We start from the raw sequence: 22,948 nt of genomic DNA on the forward strand, positions 1-22,948 counted from the left end.
GGTTTACTCCCCTTTGCCGCCGGCTGCTTTGTCAGCTGCCTGAGCGGGGGCCGGGTTCTTGGTGGCTGCGTTGCTGCCCGCATTGCTGCTCACGTTGGTGGCTTCGGTGGCCTTGACTTCGACTCCGGGCCTTACGTACTGCAACCCTTCGGTGATGACGCGATCGCCGGCCTTGAGCCCGTCTTCGATCAGCCATTGGCTGCCGACTGTGCGACTGGCCTTGAGCTGACGCAGTTCGACCTTGTTGTCCGGGCCGACCACCAATGCAGTCGGCATGCCCCTGAGGTCGCGGGTCACGCCCTGCTGCGGCGCGAGAATTGCCGCGCTGTTCACACCGGCCTGCAATTGCGCGTGGACGAACATGCCCGGCAGCAGGGTGTGGTCAGGGTTGGGGAACACGGCCCGCAAGGTGACGGAGCCGGTGGTCTGGTCGACCGACACTTCGGAGAATTCCAGCTTGCCTTCGTGAGGGTACGGGCTGCCGTCCTCCAGGGTCAGCTTGACCATGGCGGCGTTGTCGCCAGCCTTCTGCAACCGGCCGCTTTCCAGCTCACGGCGCAATTGCAGCAGCTCGACAGAGCTCTGTGTCACGTCGACGTAGATCGGGTCCAACTGCTGGATGGTCGCCAGGGCGTCGGCCTGACCGTTGCTGACCAGCGCACCCTCGGTCACCGAAGAACGACCGATGCGACCGGAAATCGGTGCATAGACCTTGGTGTAACGCACGTTGATCTGGGCGGTTTGCAGGTTGGCTTCCGACTCGAGGCGGTTGGCCACGGCGGTGTCGTATTCCTGGCGGCTGACGGCCTGTTCGTCGACCAACTGCTTGTAGCGATCGGCGATGGATTTGGTTGACCGCAGGTTGGCCTCGGCGCTCTTGAGGGTCGCTTCGTACACGGCCGGGTCGATCTGGTACAGCTGCTGACCGGCCTTGACGTCGGCGCCTTCCTTGAACAGGCGCTTGAGGATGATGCCGTTGACCTGTGGGCGGACCTCCGCGACGCGGAACGCGCTGGTACGGCCGGGCAACTCGGACGTCAGGGTGAACGGCTGGGTTTTGAGGGTTACGACGCCGACCTGAGGGGGTGGTGCGGCGGGGGCCGCCTCTTCCTTTTTGCATCCGCTGAGCAGTGATGCCAGGGCGATGGCGGTAACCAGAGCAGTAACAGCTGGCTTGAATTGCATGGAAATCCTCGGGTCAGGCGCGCGACGGGCGCACTCGAAAGGTGGAAGGTTAAAAAAGCAGCATTATTCGACGATTAAAAAGGCAGCATTTTTCAATTAGTAGGATGCTAAGAAATATACTTACGTACATGGTTGTTTGTAAACAGCCAAATTGCGTACCATCCGGATTTACAAAAGCCTGACAAAGGCCCTGTTGACCGGAGGCGCGCTCTATGTGCAAGCGCTCTCTATTCGCTCAGCTGACCTTACGCATTGCTGATGCATCCTGATTGAGGTGTTTACTGCCATGGTTCGTCGTACCAAAGAGGAAGCCCTGGAGACTCGCAGCCAGATACTCGAAGCGGCCGAAAAAGCCTTTTTCGAGCGAGGCGTGGCGCGCACGACGCTGGCTGACATTGCGAGCCTGGCCGGTGTGACGCGCGGGGCTATCTACTGGCATTTCAGCAACAAGGCGGACTTGCTCCAGGCCATGCTCGACACCTTGCATGAGCCGCTCGATGAACTGGCCCGCGCCAGTGAAAATGCAGAGGAGCTGGACCCGCTGGGCTGCGTCCAGAAATTGCTGGTGCGGCTGTTTCAACAGGTGGCCCTGGACCCGAAAACCCGACGCATCAACGAGATTCTTTTCCATAAGTGCGAGTTCACCGATGAGATGTGCGATTTGCGCCAGCAGCGGCGCGAAGTCAGCCTCGACTGCAATGTGCGTATCACGCTGTCGCTGCGCAATGCAATGAAGCGCGGACAGTTGCCGGGTGATCTGGACCCGGAAAGGGCGGCGGTCGCCCTTCATGCCTATATCGACGGCATCCTCTACCAGTGGCTGCTGGTCCCCGACAGCTTCGCCCTGGCCGGTGAGGCCGAGCGCTGGGTGGACATCGGGCTGGATATGCTGCGCCTGAGCCCCAGCCTGCGCAAATGAAACAAAATGCGTAATTGCGTCGATATGTGTCAATAGCTGATGGCAAATATCCCGCCGGACTTGAGCCCGGCGGGGTACTTTATGCGCCGCTGGCACATTGGCTGCGGATGAGTCGCTGTCGTATGTCTACGGTCTATTCGACAATCAGGCGGACGGTGTAGTTAAAGGGCGGTTCGAGCATCTTTTGGGAGATTTCAGTCCGGCAGGTGTATTTGCCATTGCCGGTGTAGTTCGATCGGCTTTTCCAGTCTGGCTTGTAACTCGGCTCCAGGGCGCCAATAACGATTGGGGCCTGGAATCGGGTTTGCATCTGGCATTCGAAATCGTAATTGCTAAGTGCATAAGAGAGCACGAGTTCAATAGGTTTGACCTTCTTCAGGGTGGGTTGCCAGCCAGCGGTGGGGTAAGTGTAATTTCGTTGGTGAACGAAATGGATATTGCGAATGGACTTGGGCGATATGTCATAAGCGTTCGAGGAGAAGTCCGGAGGCTGTGGTGGGTCGGTCAACAGGTTGGTCATGGTCAACGTGCCGGCAGTGTTGTTTGTGATTTCCACGGTGATACCGGTGTTGGCCATGCTGTTGGCAACCATTGCGGGGCCCAGGATCAGGGCGAGGATGAAACTTTTCAGGATGTTCATAGTTAGCGTCTCTCGTAAATGCAAGGCTCGCTGAAGCCTGCACACATTGATGGATATGTTGCTGTGTTTGATTGAATGTTGTTGTATTGCTGAGCTTTACTTGTCAGCGTGTTGAGTCATTGCGGGTAATGAATATATAAGCGTCAATCCTTTGAGTGGGTGAAGTGTCGTCCGGGTTTTATTATTAGCGTTGTTCGAATTGGGAATCCATAGCGGATAAGTTTCGTCTTGTTATCCGATGTTTCGGTTCTGAATAATTGATGCGGGTTTAAAGTTTACAGGTATAAAAAAGCCCCGGCTCTTTCGAGTCGGGGCTTTTCAGTAGGCTCTGTTTTCCGAGCTTACATCACGGGGTAATCGATATAACCCACCGGACCTTTGCCATAGAACGTTTCCGGGTGTGGCTCATTCAGCGGTGCATCGGCTTTCAAGCGTGCCGGCAAGTCCGGGTTGGCAATGAAAGGTACCCCGAAGGCCACGGCATCGGCCTTGCCTTCGGCCAGCCAGGCGTTGGCGCTGTCCTTGGTGAAGCGCTCGTTGGCAATGTACGGGCCGCCGAAGGCCTGCTTGAGTTGCGGGCCGATGCTGTCGTCGCCTGCCTTCTCGCGGGAGCAGATGAAGGCGATGCCGCGCTTGCCCAATTCGCGGGCCACGTAGCTGAAGGTTTCCAGGCGGTTGTCGTCGCCCATGTCATGGGAGTCGGCCCGTGGCGCCAGGTGCACGCCCACCCGGCCGGCGCCCCAGACTTCGATGGCGGCGTCGGTCACTTCCAGCAACAGGCGAGCGCGGTTTTCCAGGGAGCCGCCGTAGTTGTCGGTGCGCTGGTTGGTGCTGCTTTGCAGGAACTGGTCGAGCAGGTAGCCGTTGGCGCCGTGGATTTCCACGCCGTCGAAACCGGCGGCCTTGGCGTTCTCGGCGCCTACGCGGTAGGCGTCGACGATGTCGGCGATCTCAGCGGTTTCCAGGGCCCGTGGCGTCGGGTAGTCGGCCAATGGGCGCACCAGGCTCACGTGGCCTTTAGGCTGGATGGCACTGGGCGCCACCGGGGTTTCGCCATCCAGGTACGACGGGTGGGAGATCCGGCCGACGTGCCACAGTTGCAGGAAGATCTTGCCGCCGGCGCCGTGGATCGCCTTGGTCACGTTGGCCCAGCCGCGCACTTGATCGTTGGACCAGATGCCTGGGGTGTCCGGGTAGCCCACGCCCATCGGCGCGACGGAGGTGGCCTCGCTGAGGATCAGGCCGGCGGAGGCGCGTTGCACGTAGTACTCGGCCATCAACGCGTTGGGCACGCGGCCTGCGTCGGCGCGGCAGCGGGTCAGTGGCGCCATGATGATGCGGTTGTTCAGCTCGATGTCGCCGAGTTTGATCGGGTCGAAAATAGTCGTCATGAGTTACAGCCTCGAAAGTGGAAAGTGAAAGTCAACGAGTTGCCGGAGCCAGGTCGGGGTTGGCGCCCTGGCGGAAAGTAATCAGGGTGATCAACAGCGCGAGCACGGCCAGCGCACCGGCGGCCAGGGGCACGGTGGTCAGGCCCAGGCCCCGGTCGATGACGCTGCCGCCGACCCAGGCGCCCAAGGCGTTGCCGATGTTGAAGGCGCCGATGTTCAGGGTGGACACCAGGTTCGGTGCGTCTTTGCCGAAGGTCACCACATTGACTTGCAGGGCCGGCACGGCGGCGAAGCAGGCGGTGGCCCAGAGGAACAGGGTGATTTCGGTAGGGATCAGCGCCACGCTGGTCCAGCTCAGTACGGTGGAGACCACGGCCATGGTGATGAACACACCGATCAGCGTGTTCGCCAGGCTCTTGTCCGCGAGCTTGCCGCCGATGATGTTGCCCAGGGTCAGCCCCAGGCCGATCAATACCAGGGTCCAGGTCACGCCACGGGGCGACACGCCGGTGACTTCACCCAGCAATGGCGCGACATAGGTGAAGAGGGTGAACACCGAGGCGGAAAACAGTGCCGTCATGCCCAGGGACAGCCACAGGCCTGCACCCTTGAGCGCCACCAGTTCGGAGCGCATGTCGAGTTTTTCTTCATCGCGCTTGGCCGGCAGGAAGCGGATCAGGCCGATCAGCGCCACCACACCGATGAGGGTCACGGCCCAGAAGGTCGAACGCCAGCCGGCTTCCTGGCCCAATGCCGTGCCCAACGGGACGCCGAGCACATTGGCCAGGGTCAGGCCGGTGAACATCAGGGCCACCGCCGAGGCACGCTTGTTGGGCGCCACCAGGCCGGCGGCCACCACCGAACCGATCCCGAAGAACGCCCCATGGCACAGGGCTGTGACGACCCGGGCGAACATCAGCACGTTGTAGTCGCTGGCGATGGCACACAGCAGGTTGCCGATGATGAAAATCCCCATCAGCGCCACCAGGGCGGCCTTGCGCGGCAGCCGGGCGGTGGCCAGGGCCATGAAGGGCGCACCGATGGCGACGCCCAGGGCGTAGCCGGTCACCAGCCAGCCGGCGCCGGGGATCGATACACCCAGGTCAGCCGCCACATCGGGCAACAGGCCCATGATGACGAACTCGGTGGTGCCGATGGCGAAGGCGCTGAGGGCCAGGATAAGGAGTGAGAGGGGCATGGCGAATCCTTGTCAGAGCTCTTGGCTCATTTGCTTGAGGAACTGCTGGATCACTTCCTCATTGCGTTTGAAGAAGTGCCATTGACCGACCTTCTGGCTGGTGATCAGCCCCGCCCGTTGCAACACCGCCAGATGGGCCGACACCGTGGACTGCGACAGCCCGCAACGCTGGTCGATCTGGCCGGCACAAATGCCGAATTCGTGGTTATGCAACTGTTCCGGGAACTGGACCTTGGGGTCTTTGAGCCAGTTGAGGATGTCTCGCCGTACCGGGTGTGCCAGTGCTTTTATTATTTCGTCGAGGTCAAGGGTCATGAGGGCAGTTCGTAATGGGTTGAGGTGGATAAAACGCTATATCGCGATGAGGCGAACCTTAAATCGTTGCTTCGCGATATACCAATATGGATTTGATCTGAATACCGAACGAATCGCTATATCGGGTTATAACGATATGAGCGCGACGGTGCTAAGCTGCCGACCATGAACTATCTCGCACACCTGCACCTCGGCGGCTCCGACCGGGAACAACTGCTCGGCAGTCTCTATGGCGACTTCGTCAAAGGACCGCTGCAAGGCACCTATGACCCGCGGATCGAAGCGGGCATTGCCCTGCATCGGCGCATCGATCAGTACACCGACCGACACCCGCTGGTGGATACCGCGTTGTCGCGTTTTTCCACAGTGCGGCGGCGCTACGCCGGTATCGTGCTGGATGTGTTTTTCGACCATTGCCTGGCCCGGGATTGGGCGCTGTATGGCGATGGGGTGCTGGCGGATTTCACGTCCCGTGTGTACCGGGTGCTGGCCGACGAACCGCAACTGCCGGGACGCCTGGCGCACATCGCGCCCTACATGGTGGCGGATGACTGGCTGGGGTCTTATCAGGAATTCGAGGTGCTCGGGCAGGTGCTGCGGGGCATTTCCCGACGCCTGTCCCGGCCGGAGGAACTGGCTGGGGCGATGGAAGAACTGGTCCGGCTCTATGAGCCGTTGAGTGAGGATTTCCGGTTGTTTTATCCGCAGCTTCAAGCGTTTGCGACGAACCACTTGTGGGAGCGAGCCTGCTCGCGATAGCGGTGTAGCAGTCAACATCTCCACTGAATGTCAGACCGCTATCGCGAGCAGGCTCGCTCCCACAGGGGATTGCGCAAAGGTTTGACTCAAGCCGCAATGGCAGGGCGCATCGGCACCTGTTGCTTCTCGGGAATCACACCGAACAACGCCTTGTGCACCGCCTGCTGCGCCTGGAAGGCCAGGGCCGCACGTTCCTGGTCGTGACAGGCGATGGGTTGCAGCAGGTGGATGTGCACATCACCCAGGTCGTTGCTGAACAAGCGCATCAGGTGCGACAACAAGTCGTCCTCGCCAATGAACGGCGCCAGCGAATCCGGCTCGCCGTTGCGCAGGTAACGGATCGCCACGGGTTGCAACGCTACGTCGGCATCGATGGCCGCCGACAGCAGGCGTCCATGGAAAGTGCGCAACGAGCGGCCATCGGTGGTGGTGCCTTCCGGGAACATCAGCAGCGGATGGGCCTGTTCCAGATGACGACTCATCTGCTTGCGGATCAACTGGCTGTCACCCGAGCCACGGCGGATAAACAGGCTGCCCGCCTTGGCCGCCAGCCAACCGGCCACCGGCCAGGTGCGCACTTCGGCCTTGGACAGGAACGACAAGGGCGTGAGCATGCCCAGCAGCGGGATATCGGTCCAGGACACGTGATTACTGACCCACAGCATTGGCCGTTGCGGCAACTGGCCGTGGACGGTCACGGTAAAGGGCAGGGCATTGCTCAGACGTGCCATGAAAAATCGCGACCAGCGCTGACGGCGCATCATCGAGTTGGCCAGCCCCAGGCGTTCGAACAGACCAAACACGCTGGCCATCGCCAGGCCCAGCGTCACCACCATCAGCACTCGCGCGATACGCGCGTACACCCGTAGCCGGCTCATCAGACCGCTGCCTTGAAGTGGCGGGCGTAGCGTGGGCAGAGATCGTCGCGCTTGAGCAGGATAAACACGTCGGCCACCTGGAAGTCCTCGTCCCAGCACGGCTCGCCGCAGATCTTCGCACCCAGGCGCATGTAGGCCTTGAGCAGCGGCGGCATTTCGGCGATGACGTTGGACGGTACGTCGAGGGCCGGCAACGGTTTTTTCGGTACGGCCTGAAGGTGGTCGGTGCACAGGTAGCGCTCACGCAGGCGTTGCATGATTGCCTGGGCCTGGATGCCGCCGTCCTGCATCGGAATGCTCGCGCAGCCCATCAGGTAGCTGTAGCCGCCCTCGTTCAGGACTTCGGCCAGTTCACCCCAGAGCACTGCGATGGTGCCGCCGTTGCGGTAGGCCGGGTCGACGCAGGTGCGGCCGATTTCCAGGATCGGGCCCTTGAGCTGGATCAGGCCGTGGAGGTTGAATTCTTCTTCGCTGTAGAAGCGGCCCAGGCTGCTGGCGGCCTGGTGGTCGAGCAGGCGAGTGGTCGCCACGAGGCGGCCGGTGTTCAGGTCCCGCACGCCGATGTGGGCGCAGTGAACATCGTAGTCATCCATGTCCAGACCCATTTCAGCGCCCTTGAGCCTGGCGTTGAATTCGCCGCTGAAGACGTTGAAGCGCAGGGCCTGGGCTTCTTGCAAGGCCTGGGCGCCGATCAGGCGTTCGGCTTGCAGGCGGCGGTCATTGCCGGTGTCACTGATGCGGGCGATCTGAGTCATAGCGAATCTCCGTGCGGGCTGTGTACCCGTCTTGGGGTTGAGCCAATCGACTTTCTTTATGCAGCCATGTTGTGCAAAGTCAGGCTATGTAGCCCCGGTGTCATCGCCATGAAGCTTTGGTGATGCTTATATGACAGCCCTCAAGGAGCCCCCTGTGGAAGCGAGCCTGCTCGCGATAGCGGTGGATCAGTTGATCGTTCCCACGCTCCGCGTGGGAATGCAGCCCGGGACGCTCCGCGTCCCCAGAGCCGAACGCGGAGCGTCCGTTGCGTCATTCCCACGCAGGAGCGTGGGAACGATCCTGAAACCGTCATCAACCTCGGTTAAGCTCAACCGGTTCAATCCACCGAGCCCCCAAGCATGTCTAAAGGCTGGTTCCTGATCCCGTTCCTGCTGTTCAACCTGAGCGTCCATGCCGAAGACTGGCCCGGCGAGCAATGGCCGAGCGGTCCGACGCCCACCGGGTCGGCCGTCGAAGCGCTTGAGCAATACGCTTTTCCACTGCGCGACGATGCCACCCGCCAAGGCATTCGCACTGACGCGCTGCTGGTGATCCAGGACGGTCGACTGGTCTACGAGCGCTATGCCGGCCCCACCAGCGCAGACACCCCGCACCTGACCTGGTCCATCAGCAAAAGCCTGATGGCGACGGTGTTTGGCGTGGCCTACGGTGAAAAGCGCTTTGCCCTGCAGGACCCGGTTGCCCGGTATTACCCCGCGTTGAGCAACTCGCCGAACCTGACCCTGGCCGATCTTTTCCACTGGGCTTCGGGCCTGGACTGGCAGGAAGACTATGAATACGCGCCGCTCAATTCCTCGGTGGTGGCGATGCTCTACACCCGGGGACGCCGCGACATGGCGGCGTTCACCGCGCACCATGAGCGCTACAGCCCGCCGGGGGAGTCGTTCCGTTATTCCAGCGGCGACAGCAACCTGTTGGCGGCGGCGTTGAAAAATATCGTCGGCCCGGCGCGATATCCCGACTATCCCTGGACGGCGTTGTTCGAACCGCTGGGCATCCGCCATGCTGTTTGGGAAACCGATGCCAGCGGCACCTTTGTCGGTTCGTCCTACGCCTACCTCACGGCCCGCGACCTGGCCCGTGTCGGCTTGCTGATGCAACGCGATGGCCGCTGGGGCGAGCGGCAACTGGTTCCCAAGGATTGGGTGGCGTTCAATCGCGAACCTTTCGCCCGGTTCCAGGCCGGCCAGGACGAGGCCGTGCCCGGCGGGCACTGGTGGCTCAACCGTGGTGCCGACCCCACGCTTCGCCCCTGGCCCGATGCGCCGCCGGACACCTACGCCGCGCTGGGGCATTGGGGGCAGGCGCTGTATGTCATCCCCAGCGCCCGGCTGGTCATCGTGCGCTACGGTGACGACCGCGACGGTAGCTATCACCACAATGAGTTGCTCAAACGAGTCATGGCGGCGTTCGCCGGGGCGGTGCAGCCATGAGACGCAGACCGTTACTGACGTTGATGCTGGTGTTGCTCATTGCGCTGTTCAGTTGGATCTGGATCGAGCGTGTGGCGCTGCGGGCATTCCCCGACATCATTAGCGCCTATACCGCCAAGGAGTATTGTTCGTGCCGTTACGTGATGCAGCAACCGGCCGACTACTGCCATGGCTACGTGAAACAGTCGGTGCCCATCAGCGCTTTTCTCGAAAGCCCCGAAGCGAAGCGCGTGACGGTTGCCGGATTGGGGCGCAGCAACAGCGCGCGCTGGATGGGAGAGCGGCAGGGCTGTCAGTTGGAGCCGTGAGCCTGGATCGACGCGAACCTTGTGGCGAGGGGATTTATCCCCGCTGGGTTGCGAAGCGACCCCCTGCGTCCTGTCTGTTTTATCGCGGTGGCTGATAGTTTTTTGGGGGCGCTTCGCACCCCAGCGGGGATAAATCCCCTCGCCCCAGGATCTGTGTGTTTGCGGACGATGGGTTAACAGACAGTTTGCAAGCGCCCTCGGCCCGGTTAAGGTTCGCCACAGGTTTATCTGCCCTCCGAGTGTGTATGTTCAAGCGGTTTCTTTCCCTCGCTGTCACGACCTTGCTGTTGGCCGGCGCTGTGCTGCCTGCCCGGGCCGACTGGTATCTGGACGGTGAGTCGTCACGGTTGTCGTTTATCAGCAGCAAGAACGGCAATGTGTCCGAAGTCCAGCGCTTCCTGGTGTTGCATGGCCAGGTCCAGCCCAAGGGGCTGGCGCGGCTGGAAGTGGAGCTGGAGTCGATCAACAGCGGCATTCCCCTGCGGGACGAGCGCATGCGCGCCGAACTGTTCGACATCAAGCAGTTCGGCGAAGCCACCATCACTGCGCAGATCGACCTGTTGCCGATCCAGGATCTGGCCAACGGCGCACAGCTGGAGCTGCGCCTGCCGCTGACCGTGGATTTGCATGGCAAGCAGCACGAGTACAACGTCGAACTGCTGGCGACGCGGCTGGATGAACGCCGCTTCCAGGTGGTGACCCTGGAGCCGGTGGTGCTCAACGCAGCGGACTTCGACCTGGCGCCGGGCCTGGAGACGTTGCGCAAAATGGCCGGGTTGTCGGCCATCAGTCTGTCGGTACCGGTGAATGCGGTGCTGATCTTCACGGCGCGCTGACATGAGCGGTCCGGTCTTTCCATGGCGTGACGGCAATCGGTTCGAGCTGTTGATCGACGGCCCGCAGTTCTTTCCGCGCATGCTCGTGGAGATTGCCCGCGCCCAGGAGCAGGTCGAACTGGAGTTGTACCTGGTGGAGGCGGGCGCCTGTGCCGAAGCGATGGTCCAGGCTCTGGTCCAGGCGGCCGAGCGTGGTGTCCGGGTGCGTTGCCTGTTCGATGACTACGGCAGCCTGGCGTTTACCTTGAGCCTGCGTAACCGCCTGATCGAGGCCGGTGTGGAGTTGCGCTTCTACAATCGCCTGAGCTGGCGCCGCTGGGTGCGCAACTTCTACCGCGACCACCGCAAACTGTTGTTGGTGGACCAGCGTCTGGCGGTGGTCGGCGGTACCGGGGTGACCGATGAATTCTGGAACCCCCTCGACGATCGCAGTGATTGGCACGAGGTGATGGTGGAAATCGTCGGCCCGCTGGTGCTCGACTGGCAGTTGCTGTTCGATCGCCAGTGGCTCGCCAACCGCCATCGCCGGGCCTGGAAGCCAGCCTCCAACTTTGGCTTGCCGCGCCTGCCTCGCGTACCGCCGGCGGGCGAGGGCATGGGCCGGGTGGCGTATGCCGACGCCCGCCAGCACCGCGACATCCTGCAATCGTTATCGCGAGCCTTGAACAGCGGCCAGAAACGCATCTGGATGGCAACGCCGTACTTCCTGCCGACCTGGAACGTCCGTCGTTCCTTGCGCAAAGCCGCAGCCCGGGGCATCGACGTGCGCCTGCTACTCACCGGCCCGCGCACCGATCACCCGTCCGTACGCTACGCCGGGCACCGCTACTACCCGCGCCTGCTCAAGGCCGGCGTGAAGATCTTCGAGTACCAGCCGTGTTTCCTGCACCTGAAGATGGTGCTGGTGGACGATTGGGTCAGCATCGGCTCCTGCAATTTCGATCACTGGAACCTGCGTTTCAATCTGGAAGCGAACCTCGAAGCCCTGGATTCCCGGCTCAGCCGTGCAGTGGCGGCGAGCTTCGAGCAGGACTTCAGCCAAAGCCTGCAAGTCAGCCTCGACGCCTGGCAGCGCCGGCCGTTGTGGAAGCGTTTCAAGCAGCGGGTGTGGGGGTTGGTGGATCGGTTGGTGGTGAATCTGCTGGATCGGCGGGGCTGATCCAGACACCCTAAAACAACTGTGGGAGCGAGCCTGCTCGCGATAGCGGTGAATCAGTCAACCATTCAGTCGGCTGACACACCGCTATCGCGAGCAGGCTCGCTCCCACAGGGGAGTCATGTCGCTCTGAAGGTCAGAGTAACTCAAAACTCTGCTGCTTCACATCCTGGGAATCCAGGCCGATCTGCACGTTGAACTTGCCTGGCTCAGCCGCGTACTTGAGCTGGGCGTTGTAGAACTTCAGGTCGTCTTCGCTGATGGTGAAGTGGATGACCTTCTTCTCGCCGGCCTTGAGCATCACCTTCTGGAAGTTCTTCAGTTCCTTCAGCGGGCGGATGATCGAACCGGTCACGTCCTGGATGTACAGCTGCACCACGGTTTCGCCGTCACGCTTGCCGGTGTTCTCCACGGTCACGCTGGCGTCGAGCTTGCCGGTCTTGTTCAGCGTGGTGGACGACAGGGCCATGTCCGACAGGCTGAACTCGGTGTAGCTCAGGCCGTAGCCGAACGGGTACAGCGGGCCGGTGGTGTCATCGAAGTACTGCGAGGTGTAGTTGCCTGGCTTGCCCGGGGTGAACGGACGGCCAATGCTCAGGTGGTTGTAGTAGGTCGGAATCTGACCCACCGAGCGTGGGAAAGTGATCGGCAGTTTGCCCGACGGGTTGTAGTCACCAAACAGTACGTCGGCGATGGCGTTGCCGCCTTCGGTGCCGCTGAACCAGGTTTCCAGGATCGCATCGGCCTGCTGTTGTTCTTCCAGCAACGACAGTGGACGGCCGTTCATCAGTACCAGCACCAGCGGTTTGCCGGTGGCCTTCAAGGCCTTGATCAGCTCGCGCTGGCTGGCGGGGATGTGCAGGTCGGTGCGACTCGAAGACTCGTGGGACATGCCACGGGACTCACCCACGGCGGCCACCACCACATCGGCGTCCTTGGCGGCTTTCACCGCTTCGTCGATCAGCACCTGGGCCGGGCGCGGATCGTCCACCACTTCCGGGGCGTCGAAGTTGAGGAAGTTCAGGTAATCGAGCACCTTCTTGTCGCTGGTGATGTTGGCGCCACGGGCATAGATGAACTTGGCGTCACCGCCGAGGGCGCGGCTCATGCCGTCGAACAGAGTGACCGACTGCGCAGGACGACCGGCGGCGGCCCAACTGCCCATCATGTCGATCGGTGCCTTGGCCAGCGGGCCGACCAGGGCGATCTTCGCGTTCTTTTTCAGCGGCAGGGTCTGGTTGCGGTTTTCCAGCAACACCAGGCTGCGGCGTGCCACGTCACGGGCATCGCTGCGGTGCAGACGGTTTTCGGCGTAGGTGTCGGCTGGGTCATCCTCGGCCTTGCCGATGCGCAGGTACGGGTCCTTGAACAGGCCCATGTCGTACTTGGCGGCAAGCACTTCACGCACGGCATTGTCGATGTCGCTCTGCTCGATCTCACCGGACTTGAGCAGCCCCGGCAATTCCTTGCCATACAGCGAGTCGTTCATGCTCATGTCGATGCCGGCCTTGATCGCCAGCTTCGCCGCTTCGCGACCGTCCCGGGCAACACCGTGCTTGATCAGTTCGAAGATGGCGCCATGGTCACTGACGGCCAGGCCCTTGAAGCCCCATTCCTTGCGCAGCAGGTCGTTCATCAGCCAGGTGTTGGCCGTGGCCGGCACGCCGTTGATGGAGTTCAACGCCACCATCACCCCGCCGGCACCGGCATCGATAGCGGCGCGGTAGGGTGGCAGGTAGTCCTGGTACATTTTCAGCGGGCTCATGTCCACGGTGTTGTAGTCCCGGCCGCCTTCAACGGCGCCGTACAGGGCGAAGTGCTTGACGCTGGCCATGATGCTGTCGGCCGCATTGGCGCCGCTGCCCTGGAACGCCTTGACCATCACCCCGGCGATGCGCGACACCAGGTAGGTGTCTTCGCCAAAGCCTTCGGAAGTCCGGCCCCAGCGTGGGTCGCGGGAAATGTCGACCATCGGCGCGAAGGTGATGTCGAGGCTGTCGGCCGCGGCTTCCTGGGCGGCGATGCGGCCGGAGTGGTGGATGGCGTCCATGTCCCAGCTCGAAGCCAGGGCCAGGGGAATCGGGAAAATGGTGCGGTGGCCGTGGATCACGTCATAGGCGAAGAACATCGGGATCTTCAGCCGGCTGCGCATGGCCGCATCCTGCATTGGACGGTTTTCGGCACGGGTGATGGAGTTGAACGTGCCGCCGATGTTGCCGGCGGCGATTTCCTTGCGAATCATTTCCCGGGGCATTTCCGGGCCGATGCTGATCAGGCGCAACTGGCCGATCTTTTCCTCGAGGGTCATCTGCTTCATCAGGTTGCCGATGAAAGCGTCCTTGTTCTCCATGGGGGCTGGCAGGTTGTCGGCTAATACGGATTGACTGGCCAGACTGACAAACAGGCCCAGCAAACACAGCTTCTTCATGAATAGTTTTCTCGCAGGCCCAAAGGCGTTGATCAGGACACGCCGTCAGCCGAAATGTGAGGAGTGGCTATTGTTGTTCGGTCAAATGCAGCACACTTTCGAACCCATGGGGCTGAATTTAGTTTCGCACTGCAGTTTCGCACCGCGCATCTTTTAGCCCATCGATCCGTTTCAATCCAGTGCGGCGGCAGATTATGCCCCAGACACCGGTGGTATAGGTGGCCGTGTTATCCAATATAAAGGCAAGGGAGAGCTTCATCCAATGAACCTACGACTGAACCACCGCAGCGGCCTGCAACTGCTGGCCCTGATGCTGTTCACCTCGCTGCTGGCCGGTTGCGGCATCAACACCATCCCGACCCTCGACGAGCAGGCCAAGGCTGCCTGGGGCCAGGTGCAGAACCAGTACCAGCGTCGCGCCGACCTGATTCCCAACCTGGTGGAAACCGTCAAGGGCTATGCCCAGCACGAACAGGAAACCCTGACCGCGGTCATCGAGGCGCGGGCCAAGGCCACTTCGATCCAGGTCGATGCCAACACCCTGGACAACCCGGAGAAGCTCAAGCAGTTCCAGCAGGCCCAGGACCAGTTGACCGGTGCACTCAGCCGCTTGATGGTGGTCTCCGAGCGCTATCCGGACCTCAAGGCCAACCAGAACTTCCTGGCGCTGCAATCGCAACTCGAAGGCACCGAGAACCGTATCGCCGTGGCCCGTCGCGACTTCATCCTGGCGGTGCAGAAGTACAACACCGAGATCCGGACCTTCCCGGGGCGGTTGTGGCACAGCGTGATGTACAGCGACCTGCCGATCCGCGAAACCTTCGAGGCCACCAGCCCCAACGCCGAAAAAGCGCCTGAGGTGAAGTTCTGATCAATACCTGGCAGCCAGAGGTTCCAATGCGCATGTTGAAGTTTGGCCTGGTGCTGTTGCTCTGGGTGTTTGCAGTCACGGCCCAGGCCGAGTTGAAGTTCCCTGCGCTGACCGGCCGGGTGGTGGACACTGCCCAATTGCTTCAACCATCGGTGCGCGAGCAACTGGATGCGCAGCTCAAGACCCACGAGCAGGCCACTGGCGAACAGGTGGTCGTGGTCACGCTGCCTGACCTGCAAGGCACCAGCATCGAAGACTTCGGCTATCAGTTGGGGCGCCATTGGGGCATCGGGCAAAAGGACAAGAACAACGGCGCGCTGCTGATCGTGGCCCGGGACGACCGGAAACTGCGGATCGAAGTGGGTTACGGCCTGGAAGATCGCCTGACCGACGCCCAGAGTTCGGTGATCATCAACCAGGTCATCACCCCGGCGTTCAAGACCGGCAATTTCAACAAAGGCATCAGCGACGGCGTGGCGGCGATGCTGGTGGTGCTGGGGGGCAGCCCTCTGGATGAACCGGCCACCGCATACAATGCAGGCGAGCAGGAGGAGGGTGACTTTGTCTCGCGCCATCCGTGGACATTCGTGATGCTGGTGATGTTGTTTATCGTCACGATCATGGTCTGCCAGGTGCTGGGCATCCTGCCGGCCGGACGGGGCGGCTCCAGCGGCTCAAGCGGGGGAGGCTTTGGCGGCGGCGGGTTCGGTGGTGGCGGGGGTGGTGGTTTCAGCGGCGGCGGTGGCAGTTTCGGTGGCGGCGGGTCGTCGGGCGGCTGGTGACAATAATAATGAGCAGGCACTTTTAACCATGGCATTACTGACTGAACACGAACAACGCAAGGTGGCCGAGGCCATCGCCCGGGTCGAACGGGACACCGACGCCGAATTGGTCACGGTGCTCGCGGCACGCGCCGACGATTACGCCTACATCCCGCTGCTGTGGGCCAGCCTGCTGGCCCTGGTGGTCCCCGGCGTGCTGCATTACCTGTCGGGCTGGCTGACCATGCACAGCCTGCTGCTGGTGCAGTGGATCAGTTTCATCGTGCTGTGCCTGGTGTTTCGCATTCCCAGGATCACCACCCACCTGATCCCCCGGTCGGTGCGCCACTGGCGGGCATCCAACCTGGCTCGCCGACAGTTTCTCGAACAGAACCTGCACCACACCGTGGGCAGCACCGGCATGCTGATCTTTGTCTGCGAGGCCGAGCGCTACGTGGAGATCCTGGTGGACGAAGGCATTTCCAAGCGACTCGATAACCGGAATTGGGGTGCCATTGTTGCGGCCTTCACCGAGCAGGTCCGCCAGGGGCAGACGTTGCAGGGCTTCGTGACCTGCATCGAAGCCTGTGGAGAATTGCTCAAGACGCATGTTCCGGTGACCCATGAGCGCAATGAGTTGCCGAACCGCTTGGTGGTACTGGGCTAAGATTTTTCTGCCAAACACTGTTGTGGCGAGGGGATTTATCCCCGCTGGGCTGCGCAGCATCCCCAGATCCTGACACCTAGATGTACCAGACAGATTGAGTCGACAGTTTTGGGGCTGCTTCGCAGCCCAACGGGGATAAATCCCCTCGCCACAACAATTCCTCGTGCCCAGACACTTCATTCCTCCTAAAATACCCACCACTCCCGATCCGCCCGCCCCGAGGCCGTTTTTCCATGTCTGTCACCGCAACTCCCGCCCGTCCCGCGCCGGATCATCACGCCGAGTTCATCGAGCTGCTGCAGGCCAGCCTCGAACAGAACGCTTTCATCAAGCTGGTATTGGCCAAGTACGTCGGTGACGAAGCGGACCTCCAACGGCTGATCATCAAACAACTGACGGTCAAGGAGCAGCCTTGCCTGTCCTTCGTTTACCGCTACAAGACCCGCGACATCACCAAGAACTTCCCGCTGGCCGAAGGCGTGGCGACCATCGCGGCGTTGTTGCCGGCATCGTTCAAGAACGCCCATTTGCTGGCGGTCACCGACGAGGCGCAGCTGGAATACAGCAAGAAGGGCAAGCCGTCACTGTTCAAAAGCAAGCCCCAGCAGTTGCGCGAAGTGCCCTCGGTGGAACACAACCGCGAGAAAAACCGCTTCCTCGACCTGAGTCGACCGTTCCTGGCCGACCTGGGCGTGACCAACCACAAGCACGAGCTGATTCCGGCCATGTCGCGCAAGTGGAAGCAGATCAACAAGTTCATCGAAGTCTTCAGCCATGCGCTGACGTCCTCGCCGCTGGCCCTGGACAAACCGGTACGGGTGTCGGACTTCGGTTCGGGCAAGGGCTACCTGACCTTCGCCATCCACGACTACCTGCGCAACACCTTGCAGGCCGAAGGCGTGGTGACGGGCGTCGAGCTGCGCGAGGACATGGTCCGGCTGTGCAACGAGGCCGCAGCGCGCCTGGAACACCCGGGCCTGAGCTTCCAGCACGGCGACGTGCGCAGCGTGGCGCCGAGCGCTGTGGACGTGATGATCGCCTTGCATGCCTGCGACATCGCCACCGACTACGCGATCCACATGGGCATTCGCTCGGGCGCTTCGATCATCATGTGCTCGCCGTGCTGCCACAAGCAGATCCGCTTGCAGATCCAGAGCCCGGAATTGCTCAAGCCAATGTTGCAATATGGCCTGCACCTGGGCCAGCAGGCGGAAATGGTCACCGACAGCCTGCGGGCACTGTTCCTGGAAGCCTGTGGCTACGAAACCAAGGTGTTCGAGTTCATCTCCCTGGAACACACCAACAAGAACAAGATGATCCTGGCGGTCAAGCGCGCCGAGCCGATCGACCCGGCCGAACTGCTGGCGAAGATCGAGGAACTGAAGGCGTTCTATCACATCACCGAACACTGCCTCGAAACCCTGCTGCGGGCCGACGGTTACCTCGCCTGATCGCCAGTTACACCGATTCCCTGTGGGAGCGAGCCTGCTCGCGATAGCGGTGTATCAGTTGACTGGATTGCTGACTGACACACCGCCATCGCGAGCAGGCTCGCTCCCACAAAGGGCTCCAGCGTCGTGCAACCCGTCAGATGACAAGTGAAGCCTTCCCCACCGGACTACCTTTAATGCGTTCCCCCCTCACGCATTCCCAAAGGAGCCCAAACCATGGCCGCAAAGAAAATCCTGATGCTGGTCGGCGATTACGTCGAAGACTATGAAGTGATGGTGCCGTTCCAGGCCTTGCAGATGGTCGGTCATACCGTGCACGCGGTATGCCCTGACAAGACCGCCGGGCAGACCGTGCGCACGGCGATCCACGACTTCGAAGGCGACCAGACCTACAGCGAGAAACCGGGTCACCTGTTCGCCCTTAACCATGATTTTGCCAGTGTCACAGCGGCCGCCTACGACGCCCTGCTGATTCCCGGCGGGCGGGCGCCGGAGTACCTGCGGCTGAATGAAAAGGTCCTGCAACTGGTGCGCGATTTCGACGTGGCGGGCAAGCCGATTGCTGCCGTATGTCACGGCGCGCAACTGCTGGCGGCGGCGGGGATCCTGGAAGGGCGTGAATGCAGCGCTTATCCGGCCTGTGCCCCGGAGGTGCGCCTGGCGGGCGGGACCTTTATCGACATTCCGGTGACCGAAGGTCATGTCCAGGGCAACCTGGCAACCGCACCGGCCTGGCCGGCTCATCCGAACTGGCTGGCGGGGTTCCTGACGCTGCTGGGCACGGCCATCACCCTGTAGCAGGGCGGACTGGCAGAGCGGGCGTGGCAGGTCTTTACTTGCGAGGCGATCTCTTGACCTTTCAGGAAAATGATCATGTCCGGATGGTACGAAGTCAGCAAAAACAGCAGTGGCCAGTTTCGGTTCGTGCTCAAGGCAGCCAACGCCGAGACGATCCTGACCAGCGAGTTGTACACCACCCACAGCGGTGCCGACGGTGGCATCGCCGCGGTGCAGAAGAACAGCCCATTGGCCGAGCGCTACGAGCTTAAGAACACCAGGGACGGACATCCCTACTTCAATCTCAAGGCCGCCAACCATGAAGTGATCGGCAGCAGCGAAACCTATTCATCGGACGCCGCCCGGGACAAAGGCATTGCCAGCGTCAAGGCGAACGGGCCGACCACGATGATCAAGGACAAGACTCTGCTGGCGCTGTAGGGGCTGTCGCGGGCTGCGACCTTCACTTGAGATTCAATTGATAGGGGAAAGATCGCAGCCTCGTTGCACTCGACAGCTCCTACAGCTCCACTGGCACCGACAGCTTTGGATTGCCCAGCGGATGGCTCTTGGCGTCGAAGAACCGCAACTCCATCTTCAGCCCCTGGAACAGTTTGGTGTAGTGGCGCTTCTGGTGCTGGATGAACGCCTGGCTGCGGGGGTAGATCGAGATTGCCATGACGCGGGGTGTCGCCTGGCGCAGGGCGCGGACGATGTGCTGGTCCTGCTCGCCCAGGGCGTGGCCGAACAGGCACAGGTTGTCGCCGTGGTGCAGCAGTTGGTCGTAGCAGAACGACAGGTAGTCGGAACTGCGGATGGTCTTGAGCTTGTCCGCGTTGGGGCCTTCATTGACGAACAGCGGTACGTCGTCGAGGGTCTTGAGGGTGTTGTTGATGGCGAAATTGCCCAGCAACGTACCTTCGGTGGACGTGAGCTTGCGCGCCGTGCCGTCCTGGTTGCGCACCAGGTGCAGGCCGCCGTGCAGGTACAACAGACGTGGTTTCTCCGTGGCCACCTGGCTCAGATCGAAACTGTGGTCGGCGCCGGTGAACAGGTCGGTAACGGCTTGTGGCGCATGCTGGATCGCCCAGTAGTTGAGCAGGTCGTAGTTGGTGGTGAACACCGTAGGGTAACGGCTCAACTCCTGGTTCAACGTCGCCAGGGTCGACGGCTGCACCAGCCGCCAGGGGATATGCACCGCATGCACGGTGTTGATCAGTGCTTCCTTGATCGCGTAGTAGCGATTGCGCGGGGCGGCAGAACTGACGGCGAGGGCCTTGTTGACCCGGCTGGTGGTTTTCAGCGCACCGAGCACTTGTTCGAAGCTGCGGGTCTGCAGCGCGTCGAACACGCTCAGTTCCGACGGGCTCAAGGGCTTTTCCTCGACCGTGCGGGCGTTTTCGAACAGCGAGTCGTAGCCGAAATCATCCCATACGGCGCGGCTGGCACCATTGCCCACCAGCAGCCCGCTGAAGGCGGTATGGGCGCGCAGGGTCTCCCAATCTTCAAGTCGGGCGTCGTATTCCTGGAAGTCGGTCATTGGAAAGTCATCTCAAAACGTGGCAAGGGCAGGGCGCGACTTTAACGCGTTCTAAGTGGCACGAGGAGGCATGCCCCTCACACAAAGCATGGCCGACACCGCCAGCAACGTGCACAACGTAGCCAACGGCCAGGCCTGTTGACTCGATAACAGGCTGGCCATGGCACCGATTACCGCAGCCAGCAGTTGGTGCAGGAACCCGCTCAGCGCCATGGCGTAAGCGCCCGACACCGGCGAACCTTCGTTGGCCAGGGACAGGCTGATGGGGTAGTTCAACGATTGGCCGAACACTGCCAGGCAGTACGGCAACCAGAAGAGCAAGGCGATGCTACCCGGGGTAAGGCTGCCCGCCAGCATGGCCGCGCTGCCGCCCAGCACCAGCACGATGCCCCAGCTCATCAGCCGCCGTTGGCCGGTACGCAGCACAAAGGCGTTCACCACCAGTGCGCCGAGCAGATACGCGGCACTGATCGGCCAGCCCAGCAGGCCGTACTCAATTGCCGACCACTGAAAGCCTTCTTGCAGAATGAGCGGCCCTGCGGTGTTGAAAGCGATGATCACGCCGTACCCCAGCCCTCCCGCAAGGGCAGGCCGCAAAAAAGCGTGAAAGGTGAGCAACTGCCCATACACCCGCCACGCAGGCTTTCCGCTGCTGACCTCTGTCAGTATGGGGAACCTGGCCCGCAAAACCGCTGCTGCCATGATCAGGCTGGCAGCGCCCAGGCCCTGAAAGATTGCTTCCCAACCAAAAGCCGCCTGGATCAGCGAACCCAGGTATTGGCCGATGCCGAGGGCGATCACGAAGGCTATCGAAATCCATGGCAGGGCTTTTGCCAGCAGGTCGCCGCTGAAGCTGTCACGGATCAATACCCGCGCCATTACCGAGATACCACTGGCACCGATGCCCTGGATCAACCTGAACGCCAGGAATCCCTCCACCGAGGTACCCAGCGGCAACGCCAGGTTGCCCAGCCCGTACAACCCCAATGCCGCCAGCAGAACCGGCTTGCGTCCCAGGCGTTGGCTCAGGCTGCCCCACGCCAGCATGGGCAGCGCCATCCCGATCAGGTACACCGACAGGCCCCAGGAAACCCGGGATGCATCGGCCCCAAGATCCCGGGCAATATCCGGCAGTGCGGGTAGGTAGATGCTCATGCCCAGTTGTGCCAGGAAAACGGTGGTGCAAGTGACAATCAGAGTTGTACGTTTTTTCATCGAGGGCTCGTGTCAGGGGCGGATATCGCGCCCATGGGCCAGCAGCAGGGTGATGATCTGTTCGCAGAAGGATCGGATCACGCTCGTCTCCATGTCAGCGCGCAGGGTAATGCGTATTGCCGCCTTGTCTTGTGGCACCACGGGGAAAAACACCGCCGAAGTGAAATACCCCAACTCGGCCAGCTCAACCGCCAGGCGGTTGGCCAGGGCCGCTTCGCCGCAGGGCACCAGACGGATCGCCATCGGGTTGCCGTGCTGTTCGGTGCGGATAAGGCTGTCGAAGAAGCGGATATTAGCCTGCAAACGCTCCTGCAAGGAGCCCAGCTCCCGACTGCGGTGCAGGCGGATCGAGGCCATGCCGGCACCAATGGCCGCTGCGTTCAGGCTCTGGGACCAGTTGCTCGGCCCACCATAACGCTGCACCAGCGCCTTATGCCGCTCACTGCCGAACATGGCCAGCCCGCCGCTGGCACCGAACGATTTGGCCAGCGAAGCGACAATCAGGGTGCGCTCGTCCACGGCGGGAAGACGCGAACGGACCAGCCCCGTGCCGCCTTTGCCGACGGTGGATAACGCGTGGGAGTCGTCCAGGTACAGGAACAGGCCATACCGCTGTTTGAGATAGAGCAGGCTGTCCAGGTCCGCCACGCCGCCCATGCTGTAGGCGCCATCAGTCACATAGGCGACATTGCGCTCCCGTTTGCACAGGTCTTCGATGAAATCCATGTCGTTGTGCGGGCACGTGATGACCTGGGTTTCATCGGCGCAGGCGGTCTTGAAGTGGTTCATCGAATGGTGGGCATGTTTGTCGAACACCATGACGGGGGGCCGATTGTCCGTGAGTGCACCGCTGGCCAGCAGTGGCAGGATTCCGGCACTGGCCGCGCTGCAGGACAAGGCACTCAGGCAGCTGGCGCCGAACAGTTCCGACAGCTGGGTCTCGTATTGGGCCAGGATCGCCAGCTTGCAGCGATTCTTCGAATTGGCGACCCGCAGGGTCCCGGTTTCCCATAGCGCGGTCATGGCGCCATCCAGCAGGGCGGGGTGATAGTCCAGGCCCAGGTAGGACGTTGTACAGAAGTGGTGAAGGGTGCGGCCGTACTGGTCGACCAGGACGTTGGGTGTCTTGACCTCGACGTTGAGCCCCGAGATTTTTCCGGCCTCGGCGCACTGCCAGTCCGGGTCCGCCAGGGAGATGACCTTGCGGTAGTTGGTGAAGCGATGGGTGGGTTGCGCGATCGGGTTCATGGTGCGATTACATTCCTTGGTTGAGTGGTGCAGTCCGTGGGTTGTTTCAATATCTGTGTGTTTCCGGACTTTACAGACCACCGCACAGGGCTTTGAATCGGCTGTTTCCGGCGTGTTTGAGGGCTGCCGGAGTCTTCCGTGTAGGACCTTGCCTATGAACGTGGACGGGGAATCCCATCGGCGAGTGGGAGTTCG

At 61.6% G+C, this 22,948-nt stretch carries 23 protein-coding genes; 12 read left to right on the forward strand and 11 right to left on the reverse strand.

The features are described 5' to 3' along the window. Positions 1 to 3: 3 nt before the first annotated feature. Entirely contained in the window at positions 4 to 1,185 is a 1,182-nt protein-coding gene (locus LOY67_RS06645; protein ID WP_265066477.1) for an efflux RND transporter periplasmic adaptor subunit, read from the reverse strand. A gap of 286 nt (positions 1,186 to 1,471) precedes the next feature. Between LOY67_RS06645 and LOY67_RS06650 the strand changes: the two genes are divergently transcribed. Then, complete coding sequence (locus LOY67_RS06650) at positions 1,472 to 2,104, forward strand: TetR family transcriptional regulator (RefSeq protein ID WP_265066478.1); 633 nt, start codon at positions 1,472 to 1,474, stop codon at positions 2,102 to 2,104. Between the two features lie 133 nt (positions 2,105 to 2,237). Here LOY67_RS06650 and LOY67_RS06655 read toward each other — a convergent pair whose 3' ends face one another. From LOY67_RS06655 to LOY67_RS06670, 4 genes are all read right to left on the reverse strand, one after another. Then, complete coding sequence (locus LOY67_RS06655; RefSeq protein ID WP_265066479.1) at positions 2,238 to 2,744, reverse strand: hypothetical protein; 507 nt, start codon at positions 2,742 to 2,744, stop codon at positions 2,238 to 2,240. Positions 2,745 to 3,085: 341 nt separating this feature from the next. Continuing rightward, the gene (locus LOY67_RS06660; RefSeq protein ID WP_265066480.1) at positions 3,086 to 4,135 is read right to left on the reverse strand and encodes an alkene reductase; all 1,050 of its coding nucleotides are present in this window, start codon (positions 4,133 to 4,135) and stop codon (positions 3,086 to 3,088) included. Between the two features lie 31 nt (positions 4,136 to 4,166). Beyond that, positions 4,167 to 5,333 (reverse strand): MFS transporter, encoded by a 1,167-nt coding sequence (locus LOY67_RS06665; RefSeq protein ID WP_265066481.1) that lies wholly within the window; start codon positions 5,331 to 5,333, stop codon positions 4,167 to 4,169. Between the two features lie 12 nt (positions 5,334 to 5,345). Then, positions 5,346 to 5,648: an ArsR/SmtB family transcription factor gene (locus tag LOY67_RS06670; RefSeq protein ID WP_003198672.1), complete on the reverse strand. Its 303-nt coding sequence runs from the start codon at positions 5,646 to 5,648 to the stop codon at positions 5,346 to 5,348. 165 nt (positions 5,649 to 5,813) lie between these two features. On the opposite strand from LOY67_RS06670, the gene LOY67_RS06675 reads away from it, so the two are divergent. Then, positions 5,814 to 6,407: an ACP phosphodiesterase gene (locus LOY67_RS06675; protein ID WP_265066482.1), complete on the forward strand. Its 594-nt coding sequence runs from the start codon at positions 5,814 to 5,816 to the stop codon at positions 6,405 to 6,407. 86 nt (positions 6,408 to 6,493) lie between these two features. Here the strand turns inward: LOY67_RS06675 and LOY67_RS06680 are convergent, their stop codons facing one another. Next, a complete protein-coding gene (locus tag LOY67_RS06680) occupies positions 6,494 to 7,285 on the reverse strand; it encodes a lysophospholipid acyltransferase family protein (protein WP_265066483.1) in 792 nt (263 codons plus the stop codon). Next, a complete protein-coding gene (gene olsB / locus LOY67_RS06685; RefSeq protein WP_265066484.1) occupies positions 7,285 to 8,040 on the reverse strand; it encodes an L-ornithine N(alpha)-acyltransferase in 756 nt (251 codons plus the stop codon). The genes LOY67_RS06680 and olsB overlap by 1 nt, the downstream gene beginning before the upstream one ends. Positions 8,041 to 8,400: 360 nt before the next feature. On the opposite strand from olsB, the gene LOY67_RS06690 reads away from it, so the two are divergent. From LOY67_RS06690 to LOY67_RS06705, 4 genes are all read left to right on the forward strand, one after another. Continuing rightward, complete coding sequence (locus tag LOY67_RS06690; protein ID WP_265066485.1) at positions 8,401 to 9,495, forward strand: serine hydrolase domain-containing protein; 1,095 nt, start codon at positions 8,401 to 8,403, stop codon at positions 9,493 to 9,495. Then, positions 9,492 to 9,803, forward strand: coding sequence for an amidase (locus LOY67_RS06695; RefSeq protein ID WP_265066486.1), 312 nt, complete (start codon positions 9,492 to 9,494; stop codon positions 9,801 to 9,803). The genes LOY67_RS06690 and LOY67_RS06695 overlap by 4 nt, the downstream gene beginning before the upstream one ends. A gap of 245 nt (positions 9,804 to 10,048) precedes the next feature. Then, positions 10,049 to 10,639, forward strand: coding sequence for a YceI family protein (locus LOY67_RS06700; RefSeq protein WP_265066487.1), 591 nt, complete (start codon positions 10,049 to 10,051; stop codon positions 10,637 to 10,639). Position 10,640: 1 nt separating this feature from the next. Then, entirely contained in the window at positions 10,641 to 11,798 is a 1,158-nt protein-coding gene (locus LOY67_RS06705) for a phospholipase D-like domain-containing protein (protein ID WP_265066488.1), read from the forward strand. 133 nt (positions 11,799 to 11,931) lie between these two features. Here the strand turns inward: LOY67_RS06705 and bglX are convergent, their stop codons facing one another. After that, positions 11,932 to 14,223, reverse strand: coding sequence for a beta-glucosidase BglX (gene bglX, locus LOY67_RS06710; protein WP_265066489.1), 2,292 nt, complete (start codon positions 14,221 to 14,223; stop codon positions 11,932 to 11,934). 262 nt (positions 14,224 to 14,485) lie between these two features. Between bglX and LOY67_RS06715 the strand changes: the two genes are divergently transcribed. The 6 genes from LOY67_RS06715 (at position 14,486) to LOY67_RS06740 (ending at position 19,191) form a co-directional block, all read left to right on the forward strand. Beyond that, complete coding sequence (locus tag LOY67_RS06715; RefSeq protein ID WP_265066490.1) at positions 14,486 to 15,094, forward strand: LemA family protein; 609 nt, start codon at positions 14,486 to 14,488, stop codon at positions 15,092 to 15,094. A 26-nt stretch (positions 15,095 to 15,120) separates the two neighbouring features. After that, on the forward strand, positions 15,121 to 15,876 hold the full coding sequence (locus tag LOY67_RS06720) for a TPM domain-containing protein (RefSeq protein ID WP_265066491.1): 756 nt from the start codon (positions 15,121 to 15,123) through the stop codon (positions 15,874 to 15,876). Between the two features lie 28 nt (positions 15,877 to 15,904). Further along, positions 15,905 to 16,522: a TPM domain-containing protein gene (locus LOY67_RS06725; RefSeq protein WP_265066492.1), complete on the forward strand. Its 618-nt coding sequence runs from the start codon at positions 15,905 to 15,907 to the stop codon at positions 16,520 to 16,522. A gap of 233 nt (positions 16,523 to 16,755) precedes the next feature. After that, the gene (locus tag LOY67_RS06730) at positions 16,756 to 17,973 is read left to right on the forward strand and encodes a class I SAM-dependent methyltransferase (RefSeq protein ID WP_265066493.1); all 1,218 of its coding nucleotides are present in this window, start codon (positions 16,756 to 16,758) and stop codon (positions 17,971 to 17,973) included. Positions 17,974 to 18,189: 216 nt separating this feature from the next. Beyond that, on the forward strand, positions 18,190 to 18,771 hold the full coding sequence (locus LOY67_RS06735; protein ID WP_265066494.1) for a DJ-1/PfpI family protein: 582 nt from the start codon (positions 18,190 to 18,192) through the stop codon (positions 18,769 to 18,771). A gap of 75 nt (positions 18,772 to 18,846) precedes the next feature. Continuing rightward, complete coding sequence (locus LOY67_RS06740; RefSeq protein WP_265066495.1) at positions 18,847 to 19,191, forward strand: YegP family protein; 345 nt, start codon at positions 18,847 to 18,849, stop codon at positions 19,189 to 19,191. A 79-nt stretch (positions 19,192 to 19,270) separates the two neighbouring features. Here the strand turns inward: LOY67_RS06740 and LOY67_RS06745 are convergent, their stop codons facing one another. From LOY67_RS06745 to LOY67_RS06755, 3 genes are read right to left on the reverse strand one after another with little or no spacing between them, the layout of a single operon-like run. After that, entirely contained in the window at positions 19,271 to 20,290 is a 1,020-nt protein-coding gene (locus LOY67_RS06745; RefSeq protein ID WP_265066496.1) for a DUF4917 family protein, read from the reverse strand. Between the two features lie 51 nt (positions 20,291 to 20,341). Continuing rightward, positions 20,342 to 21,505 carry an MFS transporter gene (locus tag LOY67_RS06750; protein WP_265066497.1) on the reverse strand — a complete coding sequence of 388 codons (1,164 nt, stop codon included), beginning with the start codon at positions 21,503 to 21,505 and terminating at the stop codon, positions 20,342 to 20,344. A 12-nt stretch (positions 21,506 to 21,517) separates the two neighbouring features. Next, on the reverse strand, positions 21,518 to 22,753 hold the full coding sequence (locus tag LOY67_RS06755; RefSeq protein WP_265066498.1) for an aminotransferase class I/II-fold pyridoxal phosphate-dependent enzyme: 1,236 nt from the start codon (positions 22,751 to 22,753) through the stop codon (positions 21,518 to 21,520). Between the last annotated feature and the right edge of the window lie 195 nt (positions 22,754 to 22,948).

Source organism: Pseudomonas sp. B21-056, assembly GCF_026016325.1.
Lineage (GTDB): Bacteria > Pseudomonadota > Gammaproteobacteria > Pseudomonadales > Pseudomonadaceae > Aquipseudomonas.